Here is an 11,821-nt window from a genome sequence, read left to right on the forward strand (position 1 = left end):
CGTGACTCTCCTTGTCGAACCGGATGTCGTCCTCCTCCGGCCACAACCACCGCAGGCTGCCGAAGGTGGTCCGTACCTGCTGCTCGAACTCCGCCCTGCTCGCGAACCCGCCGACGACCACCTGAGGTACGTCCAGGGCCAGACGCGGAGTGAAAGACAACGGGGCGTCTGTCACCACGGTGTCGATCTTTTTCAAAGCGATGTCCAGAAATCCACCTCACCGAATCTGGTCGGTAGGTCGCAGCCGCATGCATGGGGAGCGACGGTGCCCCGGCCGACCGGGTGCCACGCAGTTCACGGCGAGGGCGATGACGCCCGGTATGCCCGAAAGCGGGAGATTCGGACTCGCTCAGTGGTGAACGAGATTTTTTCCTCGTCTCCGATGGCCTTCACGTCGAGATCCCCTCCCGGATTCCGTGACAACGTGATGAGGCAGTCCAGCCTCCTCGCCCACCCGTAAATTTCAATGTCCCGCACGCGGGTGAATTCGAGTGAGACTTCGAGTGCGTTGAAGTTCCTCTCCCTCCATTCTCTTGGGGTTATTTCAGTTGGTATTCTGAAGTCGAACCCCATTGCCACGACAACCCCCTCGCCGCGATCATCTACATGGACGTAAGACGGGGCTTTTCCATTCAATCCAGGAGGGTTTTCGAGGATTTCTGCAGGTGCACCTGAATCCCTGAAAATTCTTCGCCATTCCATGTCATCCATAGAAGGTCCTCTCGTCGATCCACGGTAGTTTGTCGGTGAATCTTCTGCGATCCAACGGGCTGGCAAAGAATTGCCTATCCTGCCCCTCGGATGAACGGTAGGCGCTTACGTGTCTGACCGTAACGGAGTCGCTAGCCGTGAAGCTGCATCGCATCGTCGGCCCTTCCAGGCGAATCTCCAGTCGCCGCGGCTCCATGGGGGCTACCGCAGCCTCTGCCTCCCCTGATCCGAGCCAGTGCTCCAAGCGGAATTCTCTTACGTCCAGGAAAGCGACATGGCACTGAACTCGATCACATTCGACCCTGGCCCAATCCGGATTCGGAGAAGTGGGCGGCTTCGCCACGTCCAGGCGGATTACGGCTGTAGGGCCTCGCCGGTTGAGGTTGATCGAACGGACGATGACGGGGCCCGGAGGGAAGTCTCCGGGGTGGACGTCAGTCAGTGCATTCGCATTCCTGATGAACTCACTCAGTTTTCGGATCATAATAGTAGTGTTCCTCGCAGCCTGGGAGCTGGCCATTTCGCGGGTCGTCGAAAGGCCTTACATGCACATGTGGCGGCTGATAGCCGGGCTCCCCCGGCTTCTGGTGACCGAACCAGTGGTCCTGGTAAACGATCAGGTCACCGGAAGGCGTCTCGTAGTACTCCTCACGGTAGAAGATCGGTTGGTGGTTATCATCCAGCAGTTGCTTGCCCCCTTGCCAGTCAGGGCCAGTAGCCGGAACCCAGTCGTTCACTTCGATCGGCTCTGCCCCCTCCGGAATGCCGGCGTCCCGCAGCGCCTGAGCTTTGGCTCCCTCCAGTGACCGCCGAGGGTAGTCCGGCGCGAGACCCAGCGGGTCGGTCCAGGTGTGGGGGTTGTGGACGTAGGTGGCCGGGTTGGGGGAGGGGGCCAGGCCCAGGGGGTCGGGGGTGGTGTAGCGGGCGGTGGCCGGATCGTAGTAGCGGAAGTAGTTGTAGTGCAGGCCGGTCTCGGGATCGTGGTACTGGCCGGGGAACCGCAGGGGCGTGTAGGTGGTGGCGTCGCGGTTCCAGGTGGTGGTGCCCCACAGGGTGGCGCGGGTGTGCCAGGCGACGGTGCCGGTCTCGTCGACGAGTTCGGTGGGAGCGCCGACGAGGTCGGTGACGATGGCGAAAAAACGCCGGTCGATCTCGCTCTGGTCGCCGGGGTCGAGGAGGCGCTCGGTCTGGGCCAGGGGAGTGAGGCCGTCGTGGTCCCAGGTGAGGGCGACCGGGTGGGGCAGATCGGGTGAGGTGGTGGTCTGCTCGACGAGGACCGGGCCGTCCCAGGTGAAGTCCACCTGTTCGGTGACGGTCGAGCCGTCCGGCGCCAGGCGTTGCTTGGCGATGCGGCGGCCCAGCGGGTCGTAGAGGTAGCGCCAGCGGGTGCCGTCCGGGGTGGTGACGGTGGTGAGGCGGTCCTCGGCATCCCACTCGTAGCGCCAGGTGTCGGGCTTCTTCGACAGCCGGACCCGCTGCCGCAGGACGGTGCGGCCGGCTGCGTCGTACTCGTAGCGGAAGCGCCCGGCGCGGGTGAGGCGGGTGCCGGTGTAGGCGCGCTTGCCGGTGGCGTCGGCGGCGGCGTGCCCGGCGGGCCAGGAGGCGGAGGTCTGGTTGCCGGCCGCGTCGTAGGCGTAGGTCTCGCTCCAGTCGGCCGCGGTGACGGCGGTGACGCGGCCGGCCGGGTCGAGGTTGAAGGCGCGGCGGCCGGACAGGAGGTCGTCGACGGCGGTGAGGTGGCCGTCCGGCCGGTAGTGGTACGTGCGCTGCTGGACGGTGACCGCGTTCTCCGGCCCGGCGGTGAGGGCCTGGCCGGTCAGGCGCCCGGCCGGGTCCCACCACTGGGCCAGGGTGAGGTGCTCGCCGATACGGCGGGCGGTCTCGCGCCCGGCGGCGTCGTGGGTGAAGTCCAGCGTGCGGCCGGAGGTGGTCAGGGCGGTGCGGTTGCCGGCCGCGTCGTAGGCGAGGGAGGACACCGCCCCGGCGGGGGTGGTGCGGCGGGTACGGCGGCCCAGCGCGTCGTAGGACAGCGACAGGGCCCGGCCGTTCACCAGCTCGGTCTTCACCCGCCCCAGCCGGTCGCGGTGCCAGCGCACCTCCGCGTCGGGCCCGACGGCCTCCACCGGCCGTCCGGCCGCGTCGTAGGCGAAGGTGGTGACCCGGCCCCCGGCCTCCTTGCGGACCAGGCGGCCCAGCTCGTCGTGGGCGAAGGCGATGGTCTCGCCCAGCGGGGTGGTGCGGGCGGTGAGCCGACCGGCCGCGTCGTAGGAGTAGGACAGGGTGCGGTCGTCGAAGTCGGTCTCGGATATCAGGCGCCCGGCCGGGTCGTACTCGTACGACCAGCTCAGCCCCTGGGGGTTGGTGACGCGGGTCAGGCGCAGCTCGGCGTCGTGCTCGAAGGTGTGGCGCACCCCGTCCGGACCGGTGCGGGCGGCCAGCAGGTCGAAGTGGGTGTACTCGTACGTGGTCACCCCGCCGGCCGCGTCGGTGTGACGGACGCGGTTGCCCTCACCGTCGTACTCCCAGCGCTCCTCGGCTCCATCCGGGCCGGTGCGGCGGGCGAGCATGCCCTCGACCGTCCACTCCAGGCGGGTGACCGCGCCCAGGGGATCGGTGATGGCGGTGGGGCGGCCGAAGGCGTCGCGGGTGTAGCGGGTGACGGCACCCATGGGGGTCCCCCCGCCGGAGGCAGGGGGAGGGTTGGTGATCTCGACCGGCAGCCCGGCCGCGTCACAGCGTACGGACGTGGTCCGGCCCAAAGCGTCGGTGACCGAGGCCAGATGGCCGCGCCCGTCGTAGGCGTAGCGGGTGGTGTGACCGGCCGGGTCGGTGGTGGCGGTGCGCAGGCCGTGCTCGTCGTAGGTGTGCCGCCACACCGCCCCGTCCGCCTCGCGCACCTCGGCCGGCAGGCCGAGCCCGTCACGGGTGACGGTGATCTGCCGCCCGTCCGGGCGGGTCAGGCCGGTGAGGCGGCCCAGCTCGTCATAGGCGAAGGCGGTGGTGCGGCCCAGGGCATCGGTGACGGTCAGCGGCTGCCGGTGGTCGCCGTAGGTGTAGCGGGTGGTGTGGCCGTTCGGGTCGGTGGTGGCGACCGTGCGGCAGCGGTCGTCGATCACATGGCGGGTGGCGTGCCCGGCGGCGGTGGTCAGCGTGGTGACCTTGTGGCCGGTGTCCGGGTCAATCCCGTCGTAGGCGATGCGGACCTGCATGTGGCCCTCGGTGCCGCCCTCGGCGATACACCGGTGCAGGTTGTCGTAGACGTAGTCGTAGCGCCGGTCGTTGGAGTCGACCCAGGCGATCACCCGGGCCTCGTCGTCGTACTCGAACCGCAGCGGCCGCCCCGAGGAGTCGGCGACCTCGGTGAGGTGGCCGTCGGTGTAGCCGTAGCGCCTGACCACCTGATCGCCCAGTGACAGGGCGGTGACGCGGCTGTCCTCGACGGTCAGGTGCAGGGTGTAGCCGCCGCTGTGCTCGATCCGCAGCGGCGCGCCGGTGGCCTCGTCGTGGACGAAGAGGATCCGGTGCCCGGCCCGGTCGGTGATCTGCTCCAGCCGCGCCACACCGTCCGCCCCGCCGCCCTCGCCCCCGGGCGGCGGGGCGAAGTGCCGCACCCGACCGGTGTCCGGTTCGGTGAGGGTGTAGCCGCCGTCCGGGGTGCGCTCCAGCGGCATCCGCGCCGAGCCGGCCGACGGCAGTGTGGGCGCGCCGGGGGCCGGATGCGGGTACGCCAGCAGTCGCCCGTCCTCGGCGACGAACACCACGCCCTCGGCGTCCACCTCCAGCCGCTGGTCGACGGTGGAGGCCCACGACGGCCCGAACCACCGCCCGGCGGTGTACCCGGACTCCACGTACCGCCGGAAGACCAGTGGCATCGCGCCGGGCAGGGTGATGTCCGTCTGCGGCAGGAACATCCTCCCCGTGGCCAGGTCCACCGGATCCGTGCCGCCGGAGTCGCGCTCCTCCGGCTTGCTGCCGTGCTGCTCCGGGCCATCCCTGTCCAGGGCACGGCGGGCCTTGCCCGCGTCGGCTGCCGCGTCCGCGGCGTCGGCCGCGATCCGCACGCCCTTGACGCCCGCCCCGGCACCGCCGGTGGCGACGGTCAGAGCCGCGTCGAAGAGCAGCCGGCCGCTGCCCTCGGCCGGGTCCTTCATGAAGGACGAGACCATCTGCTTGCCCGTGCCCAACGGATCGTTGGACGCCTGGAGCAGCCCGGCGACCGTGCTGTTGAGGGTGGTGGCGTACTCGCCCGGGTGCCCGAGGTTGTACGGGTCGGTGGGGTTGAGGCTGCGGGCCAGGGCGACCAGTTCGGTGCCGCTCTTGAGGAACCCGCCCAGCACATGCGAGTTCTCCAGGTGCATTCCGGCCATGCCGTATTTGAACTGCTCGCCGTACGACGGCTTGGGCGGCGCCTTCTCGCGTGCCGCCTTCACGGCCGAACGGGCCTTCTCCGCCGCCGTGTCGCGCTGCTTGCGCGCCTCGGCGAGGATCTCCTCGGCCTCCTCCGCCTTCGCCGGCCCCGGGTCCTTGAAGGCGGCCGGGCACACCGGCGGCGTACCCGGGTCGTCACCCGCCTTCGCCTTGGCGTTGTAGGTGTCGACGGCCTTGTTGTACGCGTCGACCTTCCTGTTGTGCGCCGTCCGCGCGTCCTCGGAGGCCTTGACGGCGGCCTCGTACTTGGTGATCGCCTCCTTGGCCCGGCCCTGCGCCCACTCCACGGTGTCGGCGAAGTCCTCCAGGGCGCCCGCGGCCTTCTCGCAGGCGTCGGCGGCCTTGAACCACCGGGGAGGCTCCTCGGCCGCCTTCGTCCGGAAGGCGTCGGCGGCCTCGCCCTCGATCCCGGAGGAGTCCAGTCCCTTGATGCCCTTGCCGACGTTGTCGAAGGACTCGGCGAAGTCCTTCAGATGGCCCGCGGTCGAGCGGAGCTTGCCCGCGCTGCCGTAGACCAGCTTCTTGGGGTCCTCGGTCTGTCCGAGCTGGAGTTCGTCGGTGTCCGCGCCCATCGCGTTCGCGGTGGAGCGGGACTTGTCGCGCACCCAGTCCGCGCCGGATTCCCAGCCGACCTTGTCCAGCCCTTCGGCCGTCCTGTCGCCCAGCCACTCGACGCCGTCGCCGAGCTTGCGCATGCCCTTCTCGAAGCCGTCCTCGATGTCGTCGGGGATGAGGTCCCAGCCCATCAGCCCTCGCCCCCGTCACCCTGCCGCGGGGCCTGCTGCTGGGCCTGCTGCGCCTGCTGCTGGGCCCGCTCCTCCGGGGAGGGACCGAACATCACGTCCCGCACCGTCTCGCGCTGGTGCTCCTCGACCCCGGCCGCGTCCATCGCCAGGTCGTTCAGGAAGCCGCCCTGGCCCTCGCCGGTCACGTTCCGGGCGGTGTCCTTCCAGGTCTGCGCCATCTCCTGCTGGGCGGTGCGGAACGACTCGGCGCTGTAGTCGGGCCGGTAGTTGTCCAGCGAGATCAGCTCGTCCCACTCCCGCTGGGTGACCTCCTGCCCGGACAGGTGGGGGTTGCCGACGAAGGAGTTGGCCGCGACCTTGTAGGTGCCCTCCCAGTACTGGTCCTCGGCGTGGACCATGCCCGCCGCCAGGTCCAGCCGGGCCGCCAGCTTGTTGGCCTCCATGACCAGGGCGCGTACGCCCCACTCCCAGTCCTCGCAGAAGCCCTCGAACTCCCCGGCCAGCCCCGGGTGGCCGGCCTCCATGGCCGTCAGCACCATCGAGTCGAAGCCCGCGCCCTGGACGGAGTCGGTCTCCGAGCTGCCCACCTGCTTCAACTCGTCGATCGCCCCGCCCAGGCCCTTGGTGATGAGGTCCAGGGCCTCCTTGGAGAACTTCAGGTCACCGTCGCCGCTCACCGCGCGCCCCCGTCCCGCTCCGCGCCGCCGATCTCCATATCCGCGTCCACCGCCGCCGCGTCCGGCACGATGCCCCGCACCGGCGGGAACAGCATCGAGCCGTCCTCGTCGGCGGCGTTCACCGCCACCCCGGCCGGGCCGTCCACCTGGGGAACGACCACATCCAGCAGCCGGGCCCCCAGCAACGCCGCGTACTCCCACTCCTCACCGGGCGTGGCGCCCTTGAGGCGCGTGAAGCGGGCCAGCGCCGCCTCGTCGGTGAACGTGTGGATCCAGCGGATCCCGCCGTGCACGGCCGTCAGCAACCCGCCGTCCACCAGCGGCACCAGCACGGCGGTACGGCGGAACTCGCCCACCATCGCGCGGGGATTCCCCCGCCTCGCGCGCACCGCGGCTATCTCCCCGACGAGATCCACCCCGTACCCCCCGTTCGGCCCCCACCCCTGCTGGTCGGCCAATACTGTACTTCTGCAAAGCAGTTGACCGACCGGAATACGACAGCGCTGTGGCGGCCGCCGTCAGGGCACGGTCGCACAGCCCCCGTCGGTGAGCGGCAGGAGGCGGGCCGGCCGGTCACCCGCCGTCGAGTTCCTCCGTACGGGCCAGTACCTTCTCCGCCAGGCCGCGGAACTCCCGGTAGCAGGTCTGCACGTACTTCTGCGTGCTGCCGAGAGCGCCGTCGGCCGCTTTGAGGTCGAACATGGGTTTCCTCGCGTCGTGCGCGAGCGGCATGAGCACGCTGTCGGCCGCGATCAGCGCCGCCCGGTTGATCGCTCCGAGGTTGGGCCCGACGTCGATCAGGACGATGTCGGCGCCGACCTCTCCGGCGGCCTGCTCCACGATCCGGTGAAAGGCCGTGGTGGTGCGGAGCGCGGCGATGTCGCTCGCGAAGGTCTTGAACCACTCGCCGGAGAGTTTGTCCTCGAAGCGGCTGAGGTCGAGACTTCCGGCCAGCAGCCACAGCCCGGCCTGGAGTTCGGCCGGCGCGACGGAGGCGACGTCTCCACATGGATGTGCACCACGGGTTCCCCCGGTAGACCGCTGCCCGCACTGTGGAGGACGGCCGGTCCAGGATCCTGCCGTCGTCGCGGAGGTCGGTCAGGGCCAGCAGGGCCCGGTCGCCGACGTCCACGTCTTCGACCTGGGTCCCGTCGTCCGCGACACCGATGAGAATGTCTCCGTCGCCCTGGCCGGTGCGGTTTCCACGGGCGGCTTCACCGTTGGCGGCCTGTTGGTGACAACGTCGGTCTGCGTGAGCGCCGGGGCCGGCTTCATGGGATGGCGACGGCGGCAAGTCGCTTTCAGCTGGGGAGCGCTGGGTTTGCTGCCGGCCACCATGGTGCTGAGCCAAGTCGTCACCGACTGAACCGCGTCCGTGCTGGTCGGCGGGCCCCGGGGGCCGACGCCCCGGGGCCTGTGTCGCCGAACCCGGCGTTACGCTGAGACCGTGATGAGCAAAAGGGCGGGGGGACGGTGGCTCGCCGCTGCCTTGGCGGTCTCCGCGGTACTCGTCTCGGGATGCATGGCCCCGGTCGATCCTGACGAACTGCCCGGCGTGTACCGCGACGAGGCGACCGGCGCCGAGATCGTGCTCGGTTCCGACGGGACGTTCTCCGCCACCGATGTGTCGATGGACGGGGTCTCCGACCCCGTCGACTTCAGCGGCGAATGGGACTTCCTCGACGACCAGGCGTCCAGCGACTTCGTCTACCTGTCGGTAGAGGACGGCGGACTCGGCAGGACCGGCGGCGTCCAGCTCTACACGAGCGGCCCGGAGAAGGTGTACTTCAACACCGATCCGGACGGGCCGCCGACCCTGGAACTCACCAGGACGGCCGCGCGGTAGGCCCTGCCCACCGAGTCCGGCACACGGCGGCGGCGCGGCCGGGGCGCGGTCGGCGTCACCCCGCCTCGTACTCCGTGAGCAGCGCCGTGTACGCCGCCTCGGCGGCGCGCCCCTGGGCCGTTCCGCCGGGAGTGTGGGCGAGGAACGCCTCGGTCGAACCGGTCTGGAGGACCTTGCCGCCGTACAGCACGGTCACATGGTCGGCCTCCTCGGCGAGGTCGGCGACGTCGTGCGTGGACATCAGGATGCCGACGTCCTCCGAAAGACCGCGCAGGAGGTCGCGGAAGACACGTCGCTGGCGGGGATCCATGCCGGCGGTCGGTTCGTCCAGCAGCAGGACGCGACACTCGTGGACCAGAGCCGACGCCACCCCCATACGCCGCAGCTGGCCGCCCGAGAGGGTGGACGCCTTGTTGTCGGCGTGCTCGCGCAGATCGACCAGGGCGAGGGACTCCAGCGCGCGCCGCCAGGCGTCGGCGCGGTTCATGCCCTTCAGCCAGCCGCTGTAGGCGACCTGCTCACGCGCGGTCAGGCCGGCCATGGCGGCCACGTTCTGGGGCATCCAGGAGACGTGCCGGCGGTATGCGCGCGAGCGCGAGCTGATCCCGCCGAAGTCGATCCGGCCCGTCTGGGGCCGGCTGACCGAGGCCGCCAGCTTCAGGAGGGTGGACTTTCCCGCTCCGTTGGGGCCGAGGAGGATCGTCAGCCCTCCGGGCACCTGGTACGAGAAGTCGTCCAGTACGGGGCGCAGCTTGCGGCCGTAACGGTACGTGCAGTCCTGGAAGGTGAGACTCACAGCGCTGTCCTTGAGGTGTATTGGTTCACGGAGACCCCGACGACGAAGGTTGCGGCGGCCAGGGCGGCGGCGTACTGGTGGGACGCCTCCAGCCCGGTGACGGCCCAGGCGTGGTAGGCGGCGCCGGTCTTGCGGCCGAAGAACACCACGACGAACACCCAGGCCAGCGGCAGCATGATCGCCGCGCGGCCGACGAAGCCCCGGCCGAGCAGCATCAGCCCCGTGAGGAAGACCGTGTTGCGGCCCGCCTGCAACGCCGCCCCCGAATCCAGCGACAGCCACGCCGCCCCCGAGCCCACCAGGACGACGCCCATGGCAGCCAGGGCCAGACCGGTGTCCATCCACCCCACGGGGCGCAGGCCGGTCAGCTCGGCCGAGGGCAGCCGCGCGTCCAGGCACTGGCCGATCGCACCTACGACGATCAAGGGGGTGAAGAAGGACAGCACGACGTTGTTGCCCGCGCTGACGGAGAACGACGGCAGAACGACGGCGTTGTCCCGGAAGACGAACGTCAGCAGGACGAACGCGCCGACCGCCAGGGTGAGCACGGGGTGCACGCGGCGGGCCTTCAGCCACCAGATCACGGGGCCTCCTCACAGCCGTCCTCGAGCATCCGCCCGTACCAGGCCTTCTGCTGTGCGACCGGCTTGCGCGAGACCTCGTCCACGGTCTGCGTGATCCTGTCGTGCTGGGCGCGGGTGTAGAAGGGGTTGCCGCGTGCGACGCTCTCGAAGCTGATGGTGTGCCCCAGTTTCCTCCCCATCCACATGTTCACCGTGACGGAGGCCTCCGGGCTCGCGTCGCAACCGAACTTGGGTGTCCCGTCGACGATGGTCGCCGCCACGGTGTGGTTCTTCCAGGCGAGCGACAGCGGAATGTAGGCGGTCCCGGGCGAGGGATCCGGTTCGAACCGGCCGTAGACGATGGAGTCCCGCACCGTCCGCGGAACATCCTCCACCACGCCGTAGGTCTTCAGCTTCGTGTAGGTGTCCCTCACCTCGGCGGACACGGCCGCGATGTCGCCGCCGGCCTGTTCGGGCATGCAGACTTCCGGGGCCTCGCCGGAGCACACCACCGTGACCTGGCCCGCGTTGAGGGACGGATTGAAGTTCCAGTCCTTGACGACGGCGTAGGACCCGGACGTGCAAGCCACCACCAGCACCGTGCCGACCGCCACGCGCGCCGCCGGGTGCCCGCGGCGGACCCAGAGCAGTCCGACCACTGCCGCCACGCCTGCCGTGGGCAGGAACTGGGCGGCCATGGAGGCGAAGGTCGCGGTCTCGCCGAAGCCGAGCTGGGCGGAGTACTCACCCATCATGTGCCGCAACCACGGAGGGTTCATCGAGTGGGGGAACGCCACGACGACGAACACCAGGCACATCAGCGCCGGCGCGGCCAGCAGGGGCTTGATCCAGCGGCCGATGCTGAACCCGATCAGGGCATGCGCGCAGCACAGCGCCATGCCCAGCAGCAGGGGAGGAAGACTGTCCCAGGTGGGCCAGGCGGGGGTCTGGGCGAACGCCATCACCACAGGGGTGATGAGCATCAGCCAGCCCAGAGCGGCCACGGGGGCCAGCGCGAGCGTGATGATCTGCCATGTGGGCCGGTAGGCGGCCACCTGCCACACACCGGCTTCCTTCAACCGGGCGCCCTGCCACGCGGCAGCGGCCGAGACCACCGCGTAACTGACCGCGTACATCAACTCGATCGGCTGCTGCACCAGCGTCGGCGCGTACGGGTAGGGCCAGAAGGCGATCTGCTCACTGGTCCCGGAGGTGTAGTACAGGACCACGAGAGCGAGGGCCAGCGGCAGGGCCGGCAACGCGCTCGACGTCCTGACAAGGGTGCGCAGTCGCACTCGTTCTCCAGAGAGTGGGGAGTGAAGGAGCCGGCGCGTGAGCACCACCCACGCGCCGGCTCCGCCGAGGTGTCCGGCCTTCGGTCAGTCGGCCTTCGAGGTGTCCACGTACACCTCGGAGACGAACAGCAGGCAGCACGAGCCGCCCTGACCGATCCTGTCGGCCTTGAAGTACAGCGTGTTGGTGCCTGACGGGACGTCCGTCCACTCGCCGTTGCTCCAGTAGCCGCTGCCCCTGAAGCAGTTGGAGAACGTCTTGGAGTCCAGGACCTTGTCCGGGGCGAAGCTGATGTCCACCCGCTCCGTCAGGGTGACCTTCTGGTTGGAGCTGCTCGCGTACTGGGCGAAGCAGTCACGGAACTGGACCTGCGAGTAGGTGCCCTGGTCCTCTCAGCGCCGGGACTCCTCGCCGTCGGCCCAACTGCTGATGCAGCTGGACCAGTTCGCGGAGGCCGAGGGTGCGTTGACCAGGCCTATGGACGCCACGGCGGCGGCGACCAGTGCCGCACGGCGTATGGTGTTAGCGGAACGCATATCTGTTGCTCCTAGTGTCCTGAGTCGTTAGTTTGTTGGCGGTTGTAGGGTTGGGGGATGCCGGGCCCGAAGCCGTTGTCATTGGAGTTGTCCGAGCGTGAGCGCCGCGTGCTGCGGGGCTGGTTGCGCAAGCGGACCGCGTCCCAGGCGCTGGTGCTGCGCGCGAGGATCGTGCTGGCGTGCGCCGAGGGCCGCCCGAACGCGCAGGTCGCGCAGGAGCTCGGT

13 protein-coding genes are annotated in these 11,821 nt (G+C 69.7%); 2 read left to right on the forward strand and 11 right to left on the reverse strand.

Features of this window, described 5'->3' with window-relative positions; translation table 11 throughout:
• Positions 1-294: 294 nt before the first annotated feature.
• The 6 genes from IQ279_RS19425 to IQ279_RS19450 all read right to left on the reverse strand — a co-directional run bounded on the left by IQ279_RS19425 (position 295) and on the right by IQ279_RS19450 (position 7,525).
• The gene (locus IQ279_RS19425) at positions 295-711 is read right to left on the reverse strand and encodes an Imm50 family immunity protein (protein ID WP_206350000.1); all 417 of its coding nucleotides are present in this window, start codon (positions 709-711) and stop codon (positions 295-297) included.
• Positions 704-1,231, reverse strand: a complete 528-nt coding sequence (locus IQ279_RS28840) for an Imm50 family immunity protein (RefSeq protein ID WP_372445184.1) — start codon at positions 1,229-1,231, stop codon at positions 704-706. The genes IQ279_RS19425 and IQ279_RS28840 overlap by 8 nt, the downstream gene beginning before the upstream one ends.
• Positions 1,176-5,885 carry a putative T7SS-secreted protein gene (locus IQ279_RS28510; RefSeq protein WP_206350004.1) on the reverse strand — a complete coding sequence of 1,570 codons (4,710 nt, stop codon included), beginning with the start codon at positions 5,883-5,885 and terminating at the stop codon, positions 1,176-1,178. The genes IQ279_RS28840 and IQ279_RS28510 overlap by 56 nt, the downstream gene beginning before the upstream one ends.
• Positions 5,885-6,562, reverse strand: coding sequence for a hypothetical protein (locus tag IQ279_RS19440; RefSeq protein WP_206350006.1), 678 nt, complete (start codon positions 6,560-6,562; stop codon positions 5,885-5,887). The genes IQ279_RS28510 and IQ279_RS19440 overlap by 1 nt, the downstream gene beginning before the upstream one ends.
• Positions 6,559-6,921 (reverse strand): hypothetical protein, encoded by a 363-nt coding sequence (locus tag IQ279_RS19445; RefSeq protein ID WP_241028382.1) that lies wholly within the window; start codon positions 6,919-6,921, stop codon positions 6,559-6,561. Before IQ279_RS19445 ends, IQ279_RS19440 begins: the two co-directional genes overlap by 4 nt.
• Positions 6,922-7,135: 214 nt before the next feature.
• Positions 7,136-7,525, reverse strand: a complete 390-nt coding sequence (locus tag IQ279_RS19450) for a ParA family protein (protein WP_307792436.1) — start codon at positions 7,523-7,525, stop codon at positions 7,136-7,138.
• Here IQ279_RS19450 and IQ279_RS28145 point away from each other — a divergent pair.
• Together IQ279_RS28145 and IQ279_RS19455 are read left to right on the forward strand one after the other, a co-directional pair.
• Positions 7,440-7,928: a hypothetical protein gene (locus tag IQ279_RS28145; RefSeq protein ID WP_241028383.1), complete on the forward strand. Its 489-nt coding sequence runs from the start codon at positions 7,440-7,442 to the stop codon at positions 7,926-7,928. The two genes, IQ279_RS19450 and IQ279_RS28145, sit on opposite strands and share 86 nt — an antisense overlap.
• An 84-nt stretch (positions 7,929-8,012) precedes the next feature.
• The gene (locus tag IQ279_RS19455; RefSeq protein ID WP_241028384.1) at positions 8,013-8,408 is read left to right on the forward strand and encodes a hypothetical protein; all 396 of its coding nucleotides are present in this window, start codon (positions 8,013-8,015) and stop codon (positions 8,406-8,408) included.
• Between the two features lie 55 nt (positions 8,409-8,463).
• On the opposite strand, the gene IQ279_RS19460 is transcribed toward IQ279_RS19455, so the two are convergent.
• From IQ279_RS19460 to IQ279_RS19480, 5 genes are all read right to left on the reverse strand, one after another.
• The gene (locus IQ279_RS19460) at positions 8,464-9,204 is read right to left on the reverse strand and encodes an ABC transporter ATP-binding protein (RefSeq protein ID WP_206350011.1); all 741 of its coding nucleotides are present in this window, start codon (positions 9,202-9,204) and stop codon (positions 8,464-8,466) included.
• Positions 9,201-9,788, reverse strand: a complete 588-nt coding sequence (locus IQ279_RS19465) for a hypothetical protein (RefSeq protein WP_206350013.1) — start codon at positions 9,786-9,788, stop codon at positions 9,201-9,203. Before IQ279_RS19465 ends, IQ279_RS19460 begins: the two co-directional genes overlap by 4 nt.
• Positions 9,785-11,062, reverse strand: coding sequence for a hypothetical protein (locus IQ279_RS19470; RefSeq protein ID WP_206350015.1), 1,278 nt, complete (start codon positions 11,060-11,062; stop codon positions 9,785-9,787). The genes IQ279_RS19465 and IQ279_RS19470 overlap by 4 nt, the downstream gene beginning before the upstream one ends.
• 84 nt (positions 11,063-11,146) lie before the next feature.
• The gene (locus tag IQ279_RS19475) at positions 11,147-11,359 is read right to left on the reverse strand and encodes a hypothetical protein (protein ID WP_206350017.1); all 213 of its coding nucleotides are present in this window, start codon (positions 11,357-11,359) and stop codon (positions 11,147-11,149) included.
• Between the two features lie 93 nt (positions 11,360-11,452).
• Positions 11,453-11,596 (reverse strand): hypothetical protein, encoded by a 144-nt coding sequence (locus IQ279_RS19480; RefSeq protein WP_206350019.1) that lies wholly within the window; start codon positions 11,594-11,596, stop codon positions 11,453-11,455.
• Positions 11,597-11,821 lie beyond the last annotated feature (225 nt).

It is taken from the genome of Streptomyces verrucosisporus (assembly GCF_017114865.1).
GTDB lineage: Bacteria > Actinomycetota > Actinomycetes > Streptomycetales > Streptomycetaceae > Streptomyces > Streptomyces fenghuangensis.